The sequence below is a fragment of the Dechloromonas sp. ARDL1 genome, from assembly GCF_051122455.1.
Classification (GTDB): Bacteria; Pseudomonadota; Gammaproteobacteria; order Burkholderiales; family Rhodocyclaceae; genus Azonexus.
Map to the genome: position 1 here is coordinate 644,681 of NZ_CP168939.1, position 19,327 is coordinate 664,007.

Consider the following 19,327-nt stretch of genomic DNA (forward strand, 5'->3'; position numbering starts at 1 on the left):
CCCAGATGTTCGATCTCTATATCGGCAACAAGAACTACTCGTCGTGGTCGCTGCGCCCCTGGCTGCTGATGAAGCATTTCGGGCTGCCTTTCGCCGAGCACATGGTCTCGGTGGCCGGGCGCGACTACAACGCCGCGCTCAAGCCGCTGGCCGGAAACGCCCGCGTCCCCTGCCTGCACGACGACGGTTTCCAGGTATGGGATAGCATCGCCATCGCCGAATACCTCGCCGAGCGGCATCCGCAGATGTGGCCGGCCGATCCGAAAGCGCGGGCGAGGGCGCGCAGCATTTCAGCCGAAATGCATGCCGGTTTCGTCAGCCTGCGCACCGCCATGCCGATGAACCTCAAGCTCAAGCTCAAGGGCAAGACGCCGACGCCCGCGGTTCAACGCGACATCGACCGGGTCATCGAAATCTGGCAGGAGGCGCGGGCGCAGTTCGCCTCGGGCGACGGCCCCTACCTGTTCGGTGACTTTTCGGTGGCCGATGCCATGTTCGCGCCGGTGGTCTGGCGCCTGCACATCTACAACGTTCCCTTGCCGCCGGTTGCCGCTGCCTATAGCGAAGCCATGCGAGCCCATCCCGCCATGCAGGAGTGGTACGCGGCCGGCATCCGCGAAAGCGAGGCCCACGCGCACTACGACGCCCTCGCCGACGAGTACGGCGGGCCGCGTTAGGAACCAGCCCATCAGCCCGGTGGCCAGGGGAACGACGCCGCCCGGAGACGCTGATCCGGTAAGGGTTTCCAATTTCGAGCTTTGACGCGTTTGTCTGTTTGTCCCTCCTGTGTTCCTCCGGGAGAATCAGGTGGCTACATTCACGCAGCGTTCAGGTGGTTGGCAGGTTCGGGTTCGGCGTCAGGGCTACCCCTATGTGGTGAAAACATTCAAGCTCCGGCAAGACGGCGAGAAGTGGGCTAGAGCCATTGAGCGCGAGTTGGATATGGGCTGCTATGTCCATCGCACGGAAGCGGAGCGCATGACGCTTGCTGAGCTTTTGGAGCGATATGGGAAAGAGGTGTCGCCACAGCACAAAGGCCATCGGGAAGAGCTTTGGAAGATCGGCGTCATCTTGCGCGACCGGATCTCCAAATACAGCTTGGTGGCTTTGACACCGATGCTGGTTGCCGACTACCGGGATCGGCGATTGCAGGTCGTATCCGATGCAACAGCCAGGCATGAACTGAACATTATCAGCGCCGCCTACAAGGTCGCTGCGCGTGAATGGGGTATCCCGGTCAGCAACCCGGTCAGCCAGATCAAGCGCCCTCCTGCTGGACGAGAGCGCAAGCGACGTATCAGCCAGGCGGAGATTGAGGCCATCATTCAGCACAGCAAGACCCGAGAGCTACCGGACTTTCTGCATCTGGCGGTGGCTACCGGAATGCTGCGAGGCGAGATCATTCGCCTACGCTGGCAGGACATTGATCTGGGCCGGCGCCTTGCCTACCTGAGCGATACCAAGAACGGCGAGGATCGCGTCGTTCCGCTCAATAGCGAAGCACTGGCGGTGCTACAAGCCATGCCTCGGCGACTCGATGGGCGCTTGTTCAGTCTGGAGCCGCGAGGGTTCTCCAAGGCGATGCGGAAGTCAGTCGTCAGGGCAAGGCGAGCCTATGAGATTGATTGCACCGTTGCCGGCGTCCTGAGGTGCCCCCCGTAATCAGTGCCACCGGCAATTTAGTAAAGTCCGTTTTCGAGAAGGAGAATGGACTTGAAGAAGCGGTTTTCAGAAGAGCAGATCATCGGTTTTTTGCAGCAGGCGGAAGCCGGCGTGGCGATCAAGGAACTGTGCCGGCAACACGGCTTCAGTGACGCCTCGTTCTACAACTGGCGGGCGAAATTCGGCGGCATGTCAGTTCCGGATGCGAAGCGCCTGAAGGAACTGGAAGCCGAGAACGCCAAGCTCAAACGCCTACTGGCCGAATCGATCCTTGATGCCGAAGCTCTCAAAGCGGCCTTGGGCCGAAAGCGCTGAGCCCCCAGCAAAAGCGTGAGTCAGTCATGGTGATGCGGAAAGCGACAGCAATTTCCCAACGCCGTGCCTGCCAGCTGGTGGGTTTGTCACGCACGGTCCTGCATTACGTATCGAAGGCGCAGCCGGAGAACGAGCAGTTGCAAGCCAGGCTGGTCGAACTGGCCGGCGAGCGCCGCCGGTTCGGCTATCGCCGCTTGCATGCGCTGGTTCGGCGAGAGGGCGTTCGAGCCAATCACAAACGGATTTATCGGCTCTACAGTGATGCCGGTCTGTCAGTTCGGCGCCGCAAAAAGCGACATGGTGTGGCTGTTGAGCGGCAGGCACTGGAACGCCCTACCGAGCCCAACCAAGTTTGGTCGATGGATTTTGTCAGTGACGCGCTGGCCAATGGCCGCCGGATCAAGGTGCTGACCATCGTCGATGATTTCAGCAAGGAGGCCATCGATCTCGCGGTCGACTTCGGCATTTCAGGCCATTACGTTACGCGTGTTCTTGATCAGGCGGCTCGCTTCCGGGGCTACCCCAAGGCCATTCGAACTGACCAGGGACCAGAATTTACCGGCAAAGCGCTCGACCAGTGGGCCTGCCAGCATGGCGTTCAGCTCAAACTGATCCAGGCCGGGAAACCCACGCAGAACGCGTTCATCGAGAGCTTCAACGGACGCTTCCGAGATGAGTGCCTGAATGACTATTGGTTTACGAGCTTGCCACAGGCTCGTATCCTGATCGCCGCCTGGCGCCGGGACTACAACCAGCATCGGCCGCACAGCGCATTGAATTATCAAACCCCGGCAGAGTTCGCGGCCGAGCATCGGGCAACCACCTCTGCCCAGCCAGCCGCCGAAGAATGTCTTTAACGGTACAACCCAAGGACTTTTACTAAAACGCCCTTGGCACTAAAACCGGGGGCACCTCAGCCATCCTCTGCTCCTGTATAAATGTTGGAAAACGTGGCCAAGAATAGGACGCCGCCAGAAAGTCCACAAGGATAGATTTCCGACAGGGTTGAACGTAAAGACAGAGGTGTGCCGGAATACGGTCGTATCTCTACAGGGCTAGTTTTCGATGCTGGCATCCAACGGCTTGGCATAAGAGATACGGATATCCCCGTGGCGTTTTTCAGGCTGCTCCAGCTGGAGACGTATTTGGGCTGATACTGACCAATCCGGTCGGCGTCGGGCCGCTGTCAGCACCATCGGCGTGCCATCCGACAGGCGGTGCAGGCGCTTGTCGCTGCTCAAGCAGCGACTGGCACCCGCCGCCAGTAATAGGCCGAGGCATCTTCCTCATGCGACGCATCAGACTGCAGGGCATTCTTCCCGAGCGCCTGACTCCCGGGAGGAATGCCATTTCACCAGCGCGTGCTGCTTACAGTTGCTCCAGCGTTTCGCGGGTGATCAGCTTGAACACTTGCGGCGGCTGCTGGCCGATCAGGCGCACCAGATAGACCTCGTCGTTCGATTGCTTGATGCGGGCGACCGCCTCCGCTACCGGCAATTTCAGCAGGTGGCCGAGGATTAGCGGGGTGACGCCGCCGTGGCTGACGACCAGCACGCTGCCCTTGGCGTGCGCTTTGCGGATTTGGTCGATGGCCTTGGCGACGCGCTGCGCCTGGCTGTTCAGTGACTCGCCACCATCCAGCGCATCGTCCGGCTGGCTGCCGCGCGCCTTGAACTCGGCGGTCATCGCGGCATCGCGACCGTCCTCGTACATGTCTTCGAACTTGCCGAAGCTGCGCTCGGAGAGGGCAGCAAGCGGCGTCGCCTTGACGGCGGGCAGGGCCAGCGCGGCGGTTTCCTTGGCGCGCACCAGGCCGCTGCTATAGACGGCGGTGATCGGCACGCCGGCCAGCTTGTCGCCGAGCTGTTTGGCCTGCTGGCGACCCGTTTCGTTGAGCGGGTTGTCGGTACCGCCTTGCAGGCGCTTTTCCAGGTTCCAGTCGGTCTGGCCGTGGCGGGCGAGGTAGATGTCGAGCACCGGCGTATCGGCCAGCGCACTGCCGGCGGCGAGGGCCAGCACCAGCCAGAGGTGCTTGAAGGTTTGGGCGTTGAGCTTCATTTAGCGGGCCTTCAGGAGTTCGGGGACGTGCAGCAGGATGAATTCGTTGTCGTCCTGCAGGTTGGGCTGGCGAGCGGCCGAGTAGGGCAGGTTGTTGTCGTTGGCGACGACGATGTGCTCGGCATCGACGACATCCACGTCCTCGATGGTGACAAAGGGGAAGGTGAATTTGCCGTCCTTGCCGCCGCGTCGGGCAACGTGCTTCGGATCGGCGATGTCGAGCAGGTCGATGTGGCCGATCTTCCTGACGAAGCCTTCGCTGTCGGCGTCCTTCAGGCTGACCTTGTAGACGCGCTTGAACTTCGCCGGCACGTTCTGGCAATCCGGGCGGGCCGGGCCGTTGCAGGCGTGTTCGGGCAGGCCTTCGCCATTGTCGCGCTCGATGATCAGGCCGGTGTCGGCGTCGATCATGTTGAAGTCGCCGATGTTGTTGCCATTCTGCTCAAGCAGGTACTTCCACGAGCGGCCGGTCCATTCGCCCTTGGCGACGCTGAATTCCAGGATGCGCAGGTATTCGCGGCCATCCTTCTGCTCCCACTTCTTGTCGTCGGCATTCCACAGCGGGCCTTCGAGCAGCGGGTAGAGGAACTGGCCATCCTTCGAGGCCGCCATGCCCTCGTAGCCCCGCGAGCGGCGGGCGACCGTGGTGAACGCGCCGGAGGTGGACGGGGTGGTCACCGAGAAATGATCGGGCGATTTCAGCGTCTTGCCGTCGACCTTGGTTTCGAAGACGGCCAGAACCTTGCCGTGGTGATTGGTCTTGATCAGGTAGGGGCCGAGTTCATCGCCGAACCACACGGTATCGCCGATCACCTGGATCGACTCGATATCGAAATCGGCACCGGTCAGGTAGCGCTGCTTCGTACCTTCATTGACGATCAGGAAAGGCACCTTGCGGTCCGGGTCGTGCAGGAAGGCGGTTTTTTGCAGCTTGACGCCACCCTTGTGCCAATCCGGCTGGACGCGGTGGAAAATCAGCATGGCATCGGCGCTGTTGTTCTTGGCGCCGTAGCCGTTGTCCTGCAGCACCCAGAAGCTGCCGTCGCCGTTGCTCTGGATGCCCGAAAAGCCTTGCACCGGCTGGCCCTTGAACGGCAGCGAGACATTGGTCGGGCGCGGCACGGCCTTGTCGGACAGATAGGAGTTGCCCGGCAGGCTATCCACCGCATCGACCCGCTTGCTCTCCGGGCCGGTGTACTTGCCGGAAACCTTGAGGCTATCCGGCGCATCCTTCGGTGGCGCGATGAAGGTCTTGGCCGGTAGTACGGCGTGGCCGGCCAGGGTGGCGGGAAAAGCCTGATCGGCCATTGCGCTGGTCATGGTGAATGAGGCCAGGATGGCCAGGGCGAGCTGTTTTCTTTTCATGGCATGGGCTGTCGGGTTGAAAGGGGGACAGCGTAGGTGCCCGGTATTTCAGGACGGTTAAGCGGGCCTTACAAGCAGATTTCAGCCGGCGCGTCGTGCAGGCTCAGCTGCCGCAAGGTGCTGCCGGGGCCGGAGCCCGACGGCTGGCGACCCGGATCGGCTGGCTGATACTCGGGAGCAGGGGCGGCCACTGTGCATTGCGATCGCGCCGGTGGGGGGGCTACGTTGTTCGAGCACTGGCAACTTCCTCCTGCCTGCCGTATAACGCCGGATAGCCGTTGCGATTTTTCCTTCGTGGAACGGGAAAGCAGGTTACAGGCGTCGCTCAAGCGGTTTTGTGGAAACCAATTCAAGGAAAAGCAAAGCATGAAAATACTGATTCTGGGTGCGGGCGGTGTTGGCGGTTACTTTGGCGCGCATTTGATTCGTGTCGGCGCGGATGTGACCTTTCTGGTGCGCCCTAAGCGCAAGGCTTTGATCGATGCGAAAGGCCTATGTGTCGAAACGCCGCGCGGAAATTTCGCGGTACCCGCCAAGACGGTGACTGCGGAGGCGCTGACCCCCGATTACGATTTGATCGTATTGGCGCCGAAGTCCTACGATTTGGACGATGCCATCCAATCGCTGGAAAATGGCCTGGGCCAGGCCGTCATCCTGCCTTTCCTCAACGGCCTGGATCATCTGGATGTCTTGGATGCCCGTTTTGGGCGTCAGCGGGTGATGGGCGGTGTCGCCCACATCGCGGCGACCTTGACCGACGAAGGCGCGATCCGGCAGCTGACCGACATGCACAGCCTGACCGTGGGTGCCCGCCACGAGGCGCATGAAAAACTGGCGCGCACCTTCATGGAGTTGTGCGGGCAGGCGCCTTTCGATAGCGTGCTGGCCGATGATATCGAGCAGGTGCTCTGGGACAAATGGGTGTTTCTCGCCGCCCTTGCCGGAATGACCACGCTGTGCCGGGGCTCGGTGGGCGAGATCATGGCGACGCCTTACGGAAAGAGAATCACCGAGGAAATGTACCGGGAGTGCGGCGATGTCGCCGGCGCTTTCGGTCATCCGGTTGCCCAGGCCGCAAGAGACAAGGCGCTCGGCATGCTGACGGCCGAGGGATCGCCTTTTACCGCCTCCATGTTGCGCGACCTGCTATCCGGGCAGCGCACGGAGCACGAGCATATTCTCGGCGCCATGGCGCGCCGGGGAGAGGCGCAAGGGCTGGGCATGCCGCTCATGCGCATGGCGCATACGCACATGGCGGTGCAGGCGCAAAAAGCCCGTGCTTGAAGCCGCTGTCCGATCTGCTCCGGATGTTCGCTGAGTAGCTTGGGGCGCGAACCCCGGGTGTTTTCCGGACCCGCCTATCCGGTTTGACGGGGGGCTGGGCTTGCCAAGCAACCGGCCACCGCCGGGGGCATGCCCGAATGCAGATGGGCCGGTTCTGCAGCAGGGCGGCGCGGCTTGCCTTCAGGAGCGCGTATGCTGCGCTGCCCTGGCCCGCGCCGCGTGCACTTTCCGGTAGCTGTCGATCAGGCGCTGGTGCCGGTCCAGCCCTTCCAGCTGCATGCTGGTCGGCGTCAAGCCGTGGAAGCGCACGCTGCCGTCGACCGAGCCGATCACCGCATCCATGCGCGGATTACCGAACATGCGACGGAAATTGGCCTCGTAGTCGGCTAGTTCCAGCTCGTCGTCGAGCAGCACTTCCAGCACCGCGTTCACGGCCTGATAGAACAGGCCGCGCTCGACGGTGTTCTCGTTGTACTGCAGGTAGGCCTCGACCTGTTCCTTGGCCGCTTCGAAATCCTTCAACGCAAGGTTGATCAGCAGCTTCAGTTCGAGAATGGTCAGTTGGCCCCAGTCCGTGTTCTCGTCGAATTCGACGCCGATCAGCGTGATGATGTCGGTGTAGTCGTCGAGTTCGCTGTCTTCAAGGCGTTCCAGCAGGGCTTCCAGCGCCGCATCATCGAGGCTGTGCAGGTTGAGGATGTCTTTGCGGAAGGCCAGCGCCTTGTTGGTGTTGTCCCAAATCAGGTCGTCGACCGGGTAGATTTCCGAGTAACCGGGTACGAGGATGCGGCAGGCGGTGGCGCCGAGCTGGTCGTAGACGGCCACGTAGACCTCCTTGCCGAGGTCGGCGAGGATGCCGAACAGCGTGGCGGCTTCGTCGGCGTTGGAGTTCTCGCCGTGGCCGGAGAAATCCCACTCGACGAAGTCGTAATCCGCCTTGGCGCTGAAGAAGCGCCAGGAGACGACGCCGCTGGAGTCGATGAAGTGTTCGACGAAATTGTTCGGCTCGGTGACGGCGTTGCTCTCGAAGGTCGGGCGCGGCAGGTCGTTCAGGCCTTCGAAACTGCGGCCCTGGAGCAGTTCGGTCAGGCTGCGTTCGATGGCGATTTCCATGCTCGGGTGGGCGCCGAAGGAGGCGAAGACGCCGCCGGTGCGCGGGTTCATCAAGGTGACGCACATGACCGGGAATTCGCCGCCCAGCGACGCATCCTTGACCAGCACCGGGAAGCCCTGGTTTTCCAGTTCTGCGATGCCGGCCAGGATGCCGGGGTACTTCGCGAGTACTTCCGGCGGCACATCGGGCAAGGCGAGTTCGCCTTCGATGATTTCGCGCTTGACGGCACGCTCGAAGATTTCCGACAGGCACTGCACCTGCGCTTCGGCCAGCGTGTTGCCGGCGCTCATGCCGTTGCTGAGGTAGAGGTTGTCGATCAGGTTGGTCGGGAAATACACCGTTTCGCCGTCCGACTGGCGCACGTAGGGCAGGGCGCAGATGCCGCGCTCGGTGTTGCCGGAATTGGTGTCGAACAGATGCGAGGCGCGCAGTTCGCCGTCCGGGTTGTAGATTTCGAGCGTGTAGTCGTCGAGCAGGCCCTTGGGCAGCGCATCTTTCTTGCCCGGTTTGAACCAGCGTTCTTCCGGGTAATGCACGAAATCCGCGTTGGCGAATTCCTCGCCCCAGTACTGGTCGTTGTAGAAATGGTTGCAGTTCAGGCGCTCGATATATTCGCCCAGCGCCGAGGCGAGCGCGCTCTCCTTGGTCGAACCCTTGCCGTTGGTGAAGCACATCGGTGAATGCGCGTCGCGGATGTGCAGCGACCAGACGTTGGGCACCAGATTGCGCCACGAGGCGATCTCGATCTTGATGCCCAGACTGGCCAGAAAACCGGACATGTTGGCGATGGTCTGCTCCAGCGGCAGATCCTTGCCGGCGATGTAGGTTTGCGTGTCGGCATCGGGGTTGGTGGTCAACAGCGCCTGTGCGTCGGCATCGAGGTTCTCGACTTCCTCGATGATGAACTCCGGCCCGGTCTGTACCACCTTCTTGACGGTACACCGGTCGATGGAACGCAGGATGCCCAGTCGGTCCTTGGCCGAAATATCCGGCGGCAGCTCGACCTGGATCTTGAAGGTCTGCTTGTAGCGGTTCTCCGGATCGACGATGTTGTTCTGCGACAGGCGGATGTGCTCGGTCGGGATGTTGCGCGTGTCGCAGTAGAGCTTGACGAAATAGGCCGCGCACAAGGCCGACGAGGCCAGGAAGTAATCGAACGGCCCCGGCGCCGAGCCGTCGCCCTTGTAGCGGATCGACTGATCGGCGATGACGGTGAAGTCGTCGAACTTGGCTTCCTGGCGGAGCTTGTCGAGAAAATTGACCTTGATTTCCATGCGGGATTCCCAATAGGGTTCAAAACGAAACGGCCGCTATTATCGGATTTTCCCGGGGGAAAAGCCCGGCTTCTCGGTGGTTGGCTGGGCTTGTATTGGAGTAGCCGGCTGGCGATAGCGGTGCCAATTCTCTCGATTTAGCTGTCGGGTATTGGGGCGGCGCCACGACCAAGTCAGGATAGCAAGCTTCAGTCACTTTGATCTAGGGCAAAAGGAGTATTTTGGTTCGCTATATACATCAGTATATTTCGACTTGGGCGTTATCTAAGTTGAATTGGTTTTAACTGATTGAAAATTAGGATGCCACCATGGTTTCTGTATACATATGAATATAACGAATTCGTCGCCTTGCTCAGTTGCCGCAATTGCTGCTCACAGCGTTCCAGCGGTGGAGGATGTCATGGCCAGCTTTGCGCTATCGCTCAGGGAGCGGGGGTGGTGGGTGCGTGGAATCTTGTCAACAACGGCGTGGAGACCGAGTGGGAATGTATGTCCTGCATTCATTGACTTGGATTCATGCAAGAGCTACACACAGATCAATTACCAATCCGATTCAAGCGCTTCCGAATTGCTCGATGCAAAATCCGAGTTAGCGGGCCACATGCGGGAGATCGTGCGCGATGGTGCCGATCTGGCAATCTTCCATCGTTTTTCGTCCTCGGAGGCAGCAGGAAAAGGGGTGGCCGCAGAACTTTTTTTGCTGATGACATCAGGAATCCCGCTGCTAACGACCATTCGACCCGAGCAATACGATGCTTGGCGGTCGTTTACTCGAAATCAGTTCGTGCTGCTACCCCCTTCCTTGGAGTCTTTGTTTTCCTGGATTGAGGGAGTCTGGCGGGAACATCATTCTGGTCTGGTGGACCATGAGGTGTGGTCTACCCAATGCGGTGTTTAGAGCCCGTAGCAATCTACCTCGGGCAAGTGTGTCAATAAGCGCCTCGGTGGCGCGGCTGCTAACCGCCCGCCCGCGCCCTGTCCCGCAGCGCCTTCCACAGCCGATCGACTGCCTCGCGGGGCGGAGTGTCGTTGTCGATTTCGGGTTCGTTGCGCAGGATGAGTTCGAGTATCTGTACGGTCAGGTCGGGGGAGCCCAGGGCGTGGCGGCCGATTTCGGCCCAGAAGGCGATAACCTGTTCGACCGGCTGGTGCGTTTCGGCGGCGCTTTTCTGGGCTTGTTCGTAGAGGGTGTTGTTGAGCGGAATGTTGAGGTCGATGCTCATGCAGTCTTCATCGCGGTGTCGAGCATGGAGAGCGCGACGGCTTCGGCGACCTTGATGCCATCCACGCCTGCCGACAGGATGCCGCCCGCGTAGCCGGCGCCTTCGCCGGCCGGGTAGAGGCCGCGCGTGTTGATGCTCTGGAAGTCGGGGCCGCGCTTGATGCGGATCGGCGACGAGGTGCGCGTCTCGACACCGGTGAGCACCGCGTCGGCCATGGCGAAGCCTTTGATCTGGCGGTCGAAGGCCGGGATGGCCTCGCGCAGGGCCTCGGTGACGTAGGACGGTACGCAGCTGGCGAGGTCGGTCCAATGTACCCCTGGTTGGTAGGACGGTTCGACATTGCCCTGGGCCTTGGACGGCCGGCCGGCGAGGAAGTCGCCGATCTTTTGCGCCGGGGCGCTGTAGTCGCCGCCGCCGGCGACGAAGGCGGCCGATTCCCAATGGCGCTGGAAGTCCATGCCGAGCAGCGGGTTCTTCCTGAAGTCGCCGGGGAAATCCTCGGGGTCGATATTCACGACCAGAGCCGAGTTGGCGTTGCGTTCGGCGCGTGAATACTGGCTCATGCCATTGGTCACGACGCGCCCGGGTTCCGAGGTGGCGGCGACCACCTGGCCGCCGGGGCACATGCAGAAACTGTAGGCGGCACGGCCGTTTTTGCAGTGGTGCACCAGCTTGTAGTCGGCAGCACCGAGGATTTCGTTGCCGGCATTGGGACCAAACCGGGCGTGGTCGATCAGCGTTTGCGGATGCTCGACGCGGAAGCCGATGGCGAAGGGCTTGGCTTCGACATAGACGCCACAGTCGTGGAGCATCTGGAAGGTGTCGCGGGCGCTGTGGCCGACGGCCAGCACGACGTGGCGGCTCATCAGGCGTTCGCCACCGGCGAGTTCGACGCCGACGACCTGGCCGTCCTCGCGCAGCAGTTTGTCCACCTTCGCCTCGAAACGGATTTCGCCGTCCAGATCGACGATGTTCTGGCGGATATTCTCGACCATCTTGACCAGCCGGAAGGTGCCGACGTGCGGCTTGCTGACGTAGATGATTTCCTCTGGGGCGCCGGCCTTGACGAACTCCTCCAGTACCTTGCGGCCGTAGAAGTTGGGGTCCTTGATCTGGCTATACAGCTTGCCGTCCGAGAAGGTGCCGGCGCCGCCTTCGCCGAACTGGACGTTCGATTCGGGGTTCAGCGTGTTCTTGCGCCACAGGCCCCAGGTGTCCTTGGTGCGCTCACGGACGATCTTGCCGCGCTCCAGCACGATGGGGCGAAAGCCCATCTGGGCCAGCAGCAGCGCGGCCATGAAGCCGCAGGGGCCCATGCCGATGACGATGGGGCGCTCGCTGAGTCCGGCCGGCGCCCGGGCGACGACCTTGTAGGCCATGTCCGGCGTCGGGCCGATGTTGCGGTCGCCGCTCAGGCGCTTGAACACGGCGGCTTCGTCGCGCAGGGTGCAGTCGAGCGTGTAGATCAGCGAGATCGCCGATTTCTTGCGGGCGTCGTAGCCGCGCCGAAAGATGCTGAAGTCCAGCAAATCGCCGTCGGCAATGCCCAGGCGCTGGCAGATCGCCGGGTGCAGGGCGTCGGTGGCATGGTCGAGCGGCAGCTTCAGTTCGGTGAGACGCAACATGGGCAGTCCTTAGCGCGCCTTGAACTGCTTGTGGCAGGACTTGCAGCTGTCGTGCACGGTCTCGTACGCAGCGCTGATCTGCCCCTTGTCCTTGCCGGCCACGGCGGCCTGCAGCTTGTCGGTGGCTATCAGGAAGCCCTGCTTTTCCTTTGCAAAGGCTTCCGGCTGGCTCCACACTTCGGCCGTCGCCTTGGTCGGCGGGTAATTGGTGTCGGGGCCGAAGTGGCTCCACGGCAAGTCGCGCTTGGCAACCAGTTCGGCGGTGAATTTTTCGAAACGCTCGGCGTCGTACGACCCCTTGCGCAGCATCACGCCCATGGGCTCGAAGGACTTGATGATGTCCTTGAAGGCCTGCTGGCGTTGCTTGACCGGCTGGCCGGGGCGGGTGTCCTCGGGCTCGCCGCAGGCGGCCAGCAAGGTGACGGACAAGATGAGGACGGCGCGTAATACAGCGGGCATGAGCGTTGGGGCGAGTGAAATCGGGAGGCGCCGATTATACGTGCTGCCCGCGACCGGCACGAAACGCCCGGCGCCGTCGGCCTTGGCGGCGTTACGTACTAGCCACAATTCTCTGTTTCATTATGCGCGGATAGATTCCGCCATATGAGATATGGTGCTGGCATGGAAATGAGCGGTGCCATTGAATATCTTTCCGGAAAGGGTTGCAATGCGTCATTTTCAGGCAGCTGGTGTGCGTGCCGCCTTGGTTGCACTGGCGGTTTTGTTTTCGTCGGGCGCAGCTCTGGCCGATTTCAAAGTAGTGCAGATCGCGCCGCTCAGCGGCCCCTTGGCCGATACCGGCAAATTGCTGCGCCAGGGAGCCGAATTGGCGTTCCGCGAAGCCAATGAGCGGGGTGGCGTGCACGGCCAGAAGGTTGTGCTCGAATCGTTGGACGACGGCTATAAGGTGGAGGAAACGGTACGCCTGGCGCGCGAACTGGCAAAGCATCCGGACAAGCCGGTGGCGCTGCTCGGCCTGGTCGGCACCGGAAACATGGCAGCGTTGCTCAAGCAAGGCGTCGTAGACGAGGTGGGGGTACCCATCGTCGGCGTGCGCACCGGTGCCGTCAATCTGCGCCAGCCGGGGCATCCCCTGGTATTCCACTTGCGCGCCAGCTATGAGTCTGAGATGGACAAGCTGGTGGAAATGGCTTCCGCCATCGGTAGTCGCCAATTTGGAGTCTTCTATCAGGATGATCCCTTCGGCCACGACGGCTTGGAGTCGGCGCGCAAGGCGCTGGGCAAGCGCAAGCTGACGTTGGTGGCGAGTGGCGGCTATGCCAAGAATACGACGCAGGTCGAGGCGGCGGTCGATACCCTGATCAAGGCTGCCGGCGTGCAGGCGATCGTCATGGCCTCGAACACGCAGGCTACGGCCGCTTTTGTCCAGGCATACCGGGCACGTGGCGGCGTTGCACAACTTTATGCGATGTCGGTCAACAACGATCGTGAGATCGTCGAACGAATCGGTGCCCAGCGGGCGCGCGGCCTTGGCATCGTGCAGGTCGTCCCGTTTCCGTTTTCCGGGGTGATGCCATTGGCGCGCGAATACCAGAAGGCACAGAGCAAGCAGCATCCCGGGGTGCCGCCGACGGTGACCGGCATCGAGGGCTACATCTACGGCAAGGTGCTGCTCGAGGCGCTCAGGCGGGCCGGCCCGCAAGCGACGCGCGAGGCACTAGTGAAGGCCCTGGAGGGCGCCCCCTTCGAACTGGGCGGGTATGTCATCGATTTCTCGCCACAGAATCACGAGGGCAGCCAGTTCGTCGAACTGACGATCATTGGTGCCGGCGGCAAATTGATGCGCTGAGATGCGCGCAACCCAATGTCCCTGAGCTTGTCGGGTGTCAGCCCATCCAGTCAGGGGGGCTTCGCTGCATTTTGTGCGCCGCGCGGATGAGGCGTCAGGTCACGACGTAGTCGATTACTTCCGGCGCCGCGCTACGCGGCGTTTCGCCGACCAGTTCACAGACCGATGTTTCGATGCCGTGGCACATCGAGGCCAGGGCCAGGTCGTTCGGTTCGGTGCCGAAGGGCTCTTCGATCTGTTCGCCGATGACGTCGAGGGCGAGGAAGGTGTAGGCGATGAACGGCGCCACGACGGCGGTCAGCCAGCCAATCGAGGTACTGAGGCCGATCGGCAGCAGCAGGCAATAGACCATTACCGTCCGGTTCATCAGCACGCGGTAGGTATAGGGGATCGGCGTGTTGGCGATGCGCTCGCAGGCGCCGGAGGCCTCGGTGAGTAGGTTGAGGTTGCGGTCCATGGCCAGCAACTGCAAGTCGCTGATCACGCCATTGCGTTGCGCGGCGGCGAGTTCGCGTCCCAGCATGAGGAGCAGGGCGGCAGGCGGAATGCGGGCAGCGCAAACGTGCTCGACCAGCGCCGGATCGAGCCGGTTGGCCAGGTCGGCACGCGGGTCGGTGCGCCGCAACTGGTGCTTGAGGGCGTAGGCAAAGGCGGCCAGCGTGCGTGCGACGCGCTGGTGCAGCTCGATTTCATGGGGGGCGAAGCTGACGATTTCGCGGGTCAGCGAGCGGGCGGCGATGAGCAGGGCGCCCCACTGCTTGCGGGCTTCCCAGTAGCGCTCATAGCTGACCGAGTTGCGAAAGCCGAGGAAGATGGCCAGCGCGACCCCCATCAGCGTGAAGGGCGGGATGGAGAGCGCCGAGGCTGCATGGGCGCTCATCCACCAGTCCAGGCTGAGGACGCTGGCGACGGATACCGCCAGGACGAGCAAGAGGCGGGTAGCAATATACGGGAGTACCGAACCGCGCCAGACGAACAGCAGGCGAAACCAGTGGAGGTGGGGGCGAACGATCATCGGGCGGACAAGGGGAAGGATGAAAGGAGGTGCGAGCGCGGGTCAGCGTGTTTCGTCCACGACCATGATCAGCCGGGCCTCGATGTCGGCGACGATGCGTGCCGCTTCGCTGTCGCTGCTGCAGGCTTCGGCCAGTGCCGGCGGGCGGACGAGGCCGATGCGGGTGGTGCCGTTTTCAGTGAAGACCGAGATGCGCCACGGTAGCGCCAGGCTCAGGCGCATGTCGATATTGAGCAGGTCGGCTGCGTGGCGGTAGTTGATGACTTCATGCACCTGGCAGTCTTCGTCAAAATCGATTCCTCGCCGCTGCAGGAGTTCGCCGATGTCCTGGCGATGCAGGATGACGAAACCCAGGCGCTCGATCACCGGCCCCAGGTCGAGGTTGGCTTCGTAGAAGGACTTGCTGCTTTCGACGATATAGAACACGACTCTTCCTCGGGATGGGCTGCGGGCAGCAGAATAGCGGAGGCGCGCCGATCGAACAATCGGCAGACGCCGCGCCGCTCACTCGTCCGATGCAGGTGCGCGCTCGATTGCCAATCGAAAGGCGTTGCGACCGCCATGCTTGGCGACGTACAAGGCGCGGTCGGCGTTTTCCAGCAATTCGCAGATATCTTTGCCGTTCGTCGGGTAGATGGCAATACCGATGCTGGCGCTGACCGGGCTGCGTATGCCGTCGTAGGGTTCGGCCAGTCGCGTGACGAGGCGTTGGGCGGTTTCCTCGGCGCTGTCGCGGTCGGCATCGACGAGGAGGATGGAAAACTCATCGCCACCCATGCGGGCCGCTGCATCCGAGGCCCGGATGGTCGACTCGATGCGGCGGGCAACAGCTTCGAGAAGATGGTCGCCAGCCGGGTGCCCTTCCTCGTCATTGACCACCTTGAAATTGTCCAGGTCGATGGCGAGCTCGGCCAGCTGGCCATTTTCGCGCTCGGCCACGGCCAGCTGGTGCTGGAGCAGTTCGTAGAAAAGGGCGCGGTTGGCCAGTTCGGTCAATGGGTCGTGGTAGGCGCGGTGATGCACTTCCGCCATCAGGTGCGAAGCTTGCACGATGGCCTCGCCGACCGCTTCGGCTTCGTAGAGCTGTATGCGGGGCGGGGCGAGCGGCTTGCCTTCGCGCAGGGCAAGCGCGGCATCGTTGAGATAGGCGACGGACGACAGCACGCGGCGGGTGATCACGGCAGCCAGCCAGCTGCCGGCGATGATGAAGAACAGCGCGATGAGGCCGATGCCGGTGAACAGGCGGAACATCCCGGTCTCGATCAGCGCCTTCGGGGCACCGGTGGCAACACTCCAGTTCCAGCGTGCCGAACGGGCGTATGCAGTGGTCACCGTTGTGCCATCCTCGGTCGTCGTCGACATGGAGCCGTGCATTTCGTCCTGCAGGCGCTTGCGCAAATCGGGTAGCGCTTTCCGGCCGACGAATTGTTCGCCATCGCGAGAGAAGGCGACCACTGTTCCCGAACCATCGATGATGGCGGCCAGCCAGCCGTTCGGAATCGGCTGGCGGTTGAGCAATTGGTTCAATTGCTCGGGCAAGAGCCCGAGGACCAAGGTGTAAATGATCGTGCCGTCCCGCCCATAGACCGGCACACCCAGGGCAATGACCTGTTTTCCCGCAAGGGGGGTGACGAACAGATCGGTGAGAATAGTCTTGCCGGATTCGAAAATCTCGGCCAGTTGCGTCGGGTTTCCGCTGGTCGGCAGCGATGCACCGTAGGGGCGCAGGGTGTTGAGAATCTGCCTTCCCTGCGGATCGATCAGGACGTAGGCGTAGGCAGTCTGTGATTTGATGGCGGCACGGGCGATTTCATGAAAACGGTACAGTTCGCCACTTTTCAGCGGCTCGGCGGTAGCCAGCACGCGCAAGCCGGATTCCATCGCGGCCAGTTCGCGGTCGAGCTCGACGAGAATCTGGCCGGCCAGGCGCTCCGTCTCGCTGGCGACGCGGCGCTTTTCCAGTTGGTAGTTGGCCAATACCAGATAGGCGCAGAGCGCGGCGCCGGGCAGCACGCAGATGAGGACAAGGACGAGCAGGCTGGTACGCAGCGAGACGTGGCGCGGCTGAACGGCGGCATGGACATGCGCCGCAGCGCACGCTGCCGTAGCCTTCTCATTGCTGTCGTGCCGTCCTTCTGCCTTCGGTTTTCCGCTCACGCTGGCTCCTCCTGGCGGGCGACCAAAAATGGTGCCGCCGAACCGGTTTTTTCGCTTGCGTCACTCTTGTCAGGCTAGGCTTGGCCGTGATCTACGTCAATCCTACTAAGGTGGGGTATCGATTTTTAATCGTTCAAAAAAACCGCCAGGGTGTAACAAAATCCGACTTGTGCCGACCAATCCTTTAAGCGAGCGAGCAAGGCGCTCGCGATCTTAACGGCACCACGGAGCAAGCCATGGAAAAGCAAAGTCTGGTTTCTCGTCACGCTCTTTCCCCAAGCGCCGCAGCCTTCGGCTGCGTTGCGCATGCGGGCGGGGCGATGGGATGCAGGCGCTGACAGGACGGCCGGTTCTGCCCGTAGAGCGCGGCCCGGGAAGAGAGACAACAAGGAGCCAATTTGCGCCATTTCAACGAGCGTCATCACGTTGTTTGCCATGGACCGGCCTGCCACCCTGATTCAATTTGGCAGATCGTCCGGGGCATTCGTCTGCCGGAGGCTGGGAGGCGTTGCGGCGATCTGACGCAGCACGAGCGCTTTGCCAATGGCGATGTGGGTAATTTCAAGCTTCCGGCGCCGTTCGTTGGTATGCTGTTGCCACTGCGCCTGCTCGGCTCCGGGGGCTTGTCGATCGATGTCTGGATTCGGCGGCATTGCAGTGAAAAAACCGTCTACCACCCTGAATACATCGACCTGTCTTGTCCAACAAACCCCTTATCGACGATGAATTCGTCGCGGAAGTGCGCCGCGACATGCTGAAGTTTGCCCAGTTGCAGCTCCGCGATGCGGCGCTGGCGGAAGATGCCGTGCAGGAGGCGCTGGTCGCTGCCCTGGCCGGGGCAAGCCGCTTTTCCGGGCGCTCCGCCTTGAAAACCTGGGTATTCTCGATCCTGCGCAACAAGATCGTGGATTTGATCCGTACGCAGTCCAGGACGACCAACGTATCTGCGTTGGGGGACGACGAGGCTGGCATGGATGCCACCTTTGAAGCGCTATTCAAGGACAATGCGCACTGGCGACCGGAGGCGCGTCCGTTTGGCTGGGGCGACCCTGCCGAGACCCTGCGCGAGGAACGTTTCTGGGAAGTCTTCGAAACCTGTCTCAACCACTTGCCGGAGAAAACCGCCCGTGTGTTCATGATGCGCGAGTTTCTGGAATTCGATACCGACGAAGTCTGTCGTGAGTTGAGCCTCACCGTCAGCAACTGCAACGTGATCCTGCATCGTGCCCGCAACGGCTTGCGTCGTTGTCTGGAGGGAAGCTGGTTCGCACCCGGAGAGCGCGCATGTTGAATTGCAAGGATGCAACGCGGCTGATGTCGGAAGCGCAGGATCGCCCATTGAGCGTGGGTGAGAAGCTGCAACTTGAAATGCACCTGGCGATGTGCCGAGGTTGCCGCAATTTTCGCGAGCAGATGGATTTTCTGCGTCTGGCCTGCCGCCGCTACCTACAGCGGCGGGATGGAAACGACGACGGTTCGTCGCCCTGACTTCAGAGGGTTGATCAGGTCAGCGATTTCTCGATTGCTTCCAGCAATTTGAGCGCGCGCTCGCGGTTCTTCGCGACGGCGGCGGCGCGCGCATCGACGTTGGCGCTCTCAGCCCGCGATGCTTCCAGCAAGGCCTCGTGCGGCGTCATGCCGCCCAGTGCGGCTTCCAGCATGCGTTCGGCTTCTTGGTCGATGTCCCGGTCAGACATGCATTGCTCTCCCTGGATTTCAATGGCTCGGCTTTTTACCAGAAAAAAAGCCCTGCGGGTGACGCAGGGCCTTTATTTCGGCTGAAGAACCGGGTCTTAGCGCTTGGACAGGGCGGCGATGTTGGCCTGGGTGGCGTCGGCGAACTGCTTGGCCACGGCGTTCATGTTGCCGAAAGCCGAGTTGGCGGCTGCAACGGCGCTCTGGATGGCGGCAACGGCACCTTCGGAGCCGGCCGGAGCGGACTTGGCAGCCAGGTCGACCATCTTGGTGACCGACTTCTGGAATTCGCCGAATTGGGCTTCGACCATCTTGGCCAGTTCCTGTTGGGCCTCGGTGGTGATTTCGTAAACCGACTTGCCGTAGGCGACAGCCTTGTCGACAGCCGGCTGGGCCAGCGACTTCTGGGCGGCGAAAGCGGCTTGCGGATCCTTGGCGGCGAGCACGGTCTGCACGCCGGCGGCGGTGTCTTCCAGAGTGCTGCGGGCGGTGTTCAGGTTCAAGGCGGCGATGCGCTCGGCGGAGGCGAGGGCAGTGTTGGCGACGGCCAGCAGGGAGTCCACGGTGGCTTTGTTGGCAGCGGCGAACTGTTCGGCGTTGATGGTCATGACGGTATCCTCTGAATAAGTAATGAATGAAATCGACGCCAGTATAGAGCACTTTTCCGAAGAATTGTGCACTGCAACAAAATTGCTTTGGGGCGACAAGGCCGGATGTCGCAAAACCGACT

Annotated in this window: 21 protein-coding genes; 9 read left to right on the top strand and 12 right to left on the bottom strand. The window is 61.8% G+C overall.

Annotated features, from left to right (window positions below; genetic code table 11):
• Positions 1-5: 5 nt before the first annotated feature.
• The 3 genes from AB6Q56_RS03140 (at position 6) to AB6Q56_RS03150 (ending at position 2,834) form a co-directional block, all read left to right on the top strand.
• Positions 6-677: a glutathione S-transferase family protein gene (locus tag AB6Q56_RS03140; RefSeq protein WP_434515734.1), complete on the top strand. Its 672-nt coding sequence runs from the start codon at positions 6-8 to the stop codon at positions 675-677.
• Positions 678-807: 130 nt separating this feature from the next.
• Positions 808-1,662 (top strand): tyrosine-type recombinase/integrase, encoded by an 855-nt coding sequence (locus AB6Q56_RS03145; RefSeq protein WP_434515735.1) that lies wholly within the window; start codon positions 808-810, stop codon positions 1,660-1,662.
• A 51-nt stretch (positions 1,663-1,713) separates the two neighbouring features.
• Positions 1,714-2,834, top strand: a protein-coding gene (locus tag AB6Q56_RS03150) for an IS3 family transposase (RefSeq protein ID WP_434517116.1) whose coding sequence is annotated in 2 segments (ribosomal slippage) — positions 1,714-1,963 and positions 1,963-2,834 — 1,122 coding nt in all. Because the reading frame shifts where the segments join, the coding sequence is not laid out codon by codon here.
• Between the two features lie 198 nt (positions 2,835-3,032).
• On the opposite strand, the gene AB6Q56_RS03155 is transcribed toward AB6Q56_RS03150, so the two are convergent.
• The 3 genes from AB6Q56_RS03155 to AB6Q56_RS03165 all read right to left on the bottom strand — a co-directional run bounded on the left by AB6Q56_RS03155 (position 3,033) and on the right by AB6Q56_RS03165 (position 5,400).
• Positions 3,033-3,218, bottom strand: coding sequence for a hypothetical protein (locus AB6Q56_RS03155; RefSeq protein ID WP_434515736.1), 186 nt, complete (start codon positions 3,216-3,218; stop codon positions 3,033-3,035).
• 127 nt (positions 3,219-3,345) lie between these two features.
• The gene (locus tag AB6Q56_RS03160; RefSeq protein ID WP_434515737.1) at positions 3,346-4,035 is read right to left on the bottom strand and encodes a histidine phosphatase family protein; all 690 of its coding nucleotides are present in this window, start codon (positions 4,033-4,035) and stop codon (positions 3,346-3,348) included.
• Positions 4,036-5,400, bottom strand: a complete 1,365-nt coding sequence (locus tag AB6Q56_RS03165) for an esterase-like activity of phytase family protein (RefSeq protein WP_434515738.1) — start codon at positions 5,398-5,400, stop codon at positions 4,036-4,038. It lies immediately after the preceding gene.
• A 366-nt stretch (positions 5,401-5,766) separates the two neighbouring features.
• Here AB6Q56_RS03165 and AB6Q56_RS03170 point away from each other — a divergent pair, with 366 nt between their 5' ends.
• Positions 5,767-6,684 carry a ketopantoate reductase family protein gene (locus tag AB6Q56_RS03170; RefSeq protein WP_434515739.1) on the top strand — a complete coding sequence of 306 codons (918 nt, stop codon included), beginning with the start codon at positions 5,767-5,769 and terminating at the stop codon, positions 6,682-6,684.
• Positions 6,685-6,864: 180 nt separating this feature from the next.
• Here AB6Q56_RS03170 and AB6Q56_RS03175 read toward each other — a convergent pair whose 3' ends face one another.
• Positions 6,865-9,072: an OsmC domain/YcaO domain-containing protein gene (locus AB6Q56_RS03175; protein WP_434515740.1), complete on the bottom strand. Its 2,208-nt coding sequence runs from the start codon at positions 9,070-9,072 to the stop codon at positions 6,865-6,867.
• A 400-nt stretch (positions 9,073-9,472) separates the two neighbouring features.
• Here AB6Q56_RS03175 and AB6Q56_RS03180 point away from each other — a divergent pair, with 400 nt between their 5' ends.
• Positions 9,473-9,970, top strand: a complete 498-nt coding sequence (locus tag AB6Q56_RS03180) for a DUF2478 domain-containing protein (protein WP_434515741.1) — start codon at positions 9,473-9,475, stop codon at positions 9,968-9,970.
• 58 nt (positions 9,971-10,028) lie between these two features.
• Here the strand turns inward: AB6Q56_RS03180 and AB6Q56_RS03185 are convergent, their stop codons facing one another.
• The 3 genes from AB6Q56_RS03185 to AB6Q56_RS03195 are packed head-to-tail and all read right to left on the bottom strand — an operon-like array spanning position 10,029 to position 12,379.
• Complete coding sequence (locus tag AB6Q56_RS03185) at positions 10,029-10,295, bottom strand: TA system antitoxin ParD family protein (protein ID WP_434515742.1); 267 nt, start codon at positions 10,293-10,295, stop codon at positions 10,029-10,031.
• Positions 10,292-11,920: an NAD(P)/FAD-dependent oxidoreductase gene (locus AB6Q56_RS03190; RefSeq protein WP_434515743.1), complete on the bottom strand. Its 1,629-nt coding sequence runs from the start codon at positions 11,918-11,920 to the stop codon at positions 10,292-10,294. The genes AB6Q56_RS03185 and AB6Q56_RS03190 overlap by 4 nt, the downstream gene beginning before the upstream one ends.
• A 9-nt stretch (positions 11,921-11,929) precedes the next feature.
• Positions 11,930-12,379 (bottom strand): c-type cytochrome, encoded by a 450-nt coding sequence (locus AB6Q56_RS03195; RefSeq protein ID WP_434515744.1) that lies wholly within the window; start codon positions 12,377-12,379, stop codon positions 11,930-11,932.
• A gap of 208 nt (positions 12,380-12,587) precedes the next feature.
• Between AB6Q56_RS03195 and AB6Q56_RS03200 the strand changes: the two genes are divergently transcribed.
• Positions 12,588-13,730 (top strand): ABC transporter substrate-binding protein, encoded by a 1,143-nt coding sequence (locus AB6Q56_RS03200; RefSeq protein WP_434515745.1) that lies wholly within the window; start codon positions 12,588-12,590, stop codon positions 13,728-13,730.
• A 94-nt stretch (positions 13,731-13,824) separates the two neighbouring features.
• Here the strand turns inward: AB6Q56_RS03200 and AB6Q56_RS03205 are convergent, their stop codons facing one another.
• The 3 genes from AB6Q56_RS03205 to AB6Q56_RS03215 all read right to left on the bottom strand — a co-directional run bounded on the left by AB6Q56_RS03205 (position 13,825) and on the right by AB6Q56_RS03215 (position 16,902).
• Positions 13,825-14,745, bottom strand: coding sequence for a bestrophin family protein (locus AB6Q56_RS03205; protein ID WP_434515746.1), 921 nt, complete (start codon positions 14,743-14,745; stop codon positions 13,825-13,827).
• A 42-nt stretch (positions 14,746-14,787) separates the two neighbouring features.
• Positions 14,788-15,171: a DUF302 domain-containing protein gene (locus tag AB6Q56_RS03210; RefSeq protein WP_434515747.1), complete on the bottom strand. Its 384-nt coding sequence runs from the start codon at positions 15,169-15,171 to the stop codon at positions 14,788-14,790.
• 78 nt (positions 15,172-15,249) lie between these two features.
• Positions 15,250-16,902 (bottom strand): diguanylate cyclase domain-containing protein, encoded by a 1,653-nt coding sequence (locus tag AB6Q56_RS03215; RefSeq protein ID WP_434515748.1) that lies wholly within the window; start codon positions 16,900-16,902, stop codon positions 15,250-15,252.
• Between the two features lie 398 nt (positions 16,903-17,300).
• Between AB6Q56_RS03215 and AB6Q56_RS03220 the strand changes: the two genes are divergently transcribed.
• Genes AB6Q56_RS03220 through AB6Q56_RS03230 form a run of 3 tightly spaced genes read left to right on the top strand, consistent with a single transcriptional unit; the run spans position 17,301 to position 18,390 of the window.
• Positions 17,301-17,660: a hypothetical protein gene (locus AB6Q56_RS03220; protein ID WP_434515749.1), complete on the top strand. Its 360-nt coding sequence runs from the start codon at positions 17,301-17,303 to the stop codon at positions 17,658-17,660.
• Complete coding sequence (locus AB6Q56_RS03225) at positions 17,600-18,193, top strand: sigma-70 family RNA polymerase sigma factor (RefSeq protein WP_434515750.1); 594 nt, start codon at positions 17,600-17,602, stop codon at positions 18,191-18,193. Before AB6Q56_RS03220 ends, AB6Q56_RS03225 begins: the two co-directional genes overlap by 61 nt.
• Positions 18,187-18,390, top strand: a complete 204-nt coding sequence (locus tag AB6Q56_RS03230) for a zf-HC2 domain-containing protein (RefSeq protein WP_434515751.1) — start codon at positions 18,187-18,189, stop codon at positions 18,388-18,390. The genes AB6Q56_RS03225 and AB6Q56_RS03230 overlap by 7 nt, the downstream gene beginning before the upstream one ends.
• A 14-nt stretch (positions 18,391-18,404) precedes the next feature.
• Here AB6Q56_RS03230 and AB6Q56_RS03235 read toward each other — a convergent pair whose 3' ends face one another.
• A complete protein-coding gene (locus AB6Q56_RS03235; protein WP_434515752.1) occupies positions 18,405-18,599 on the bottom strand; it encodes a hypothetical protein in 195 nt (64 codons plus the stop codon).
• A gap of 96 nt (positions 18,600-18,695) precedes the next feature.
• Positions 18,696-19,205, bottom strand: a complete 510-nt coding sequence (locus AB6Q56_RS03240; RefSeq protein ID WP_434515753.1) for a phasin family protein — start codon at positions 19,203-19,205, stop codon at positions 18,696-18,698.
• Positions 19,206-19,327 lie beyond the last annotated feature (122 nt).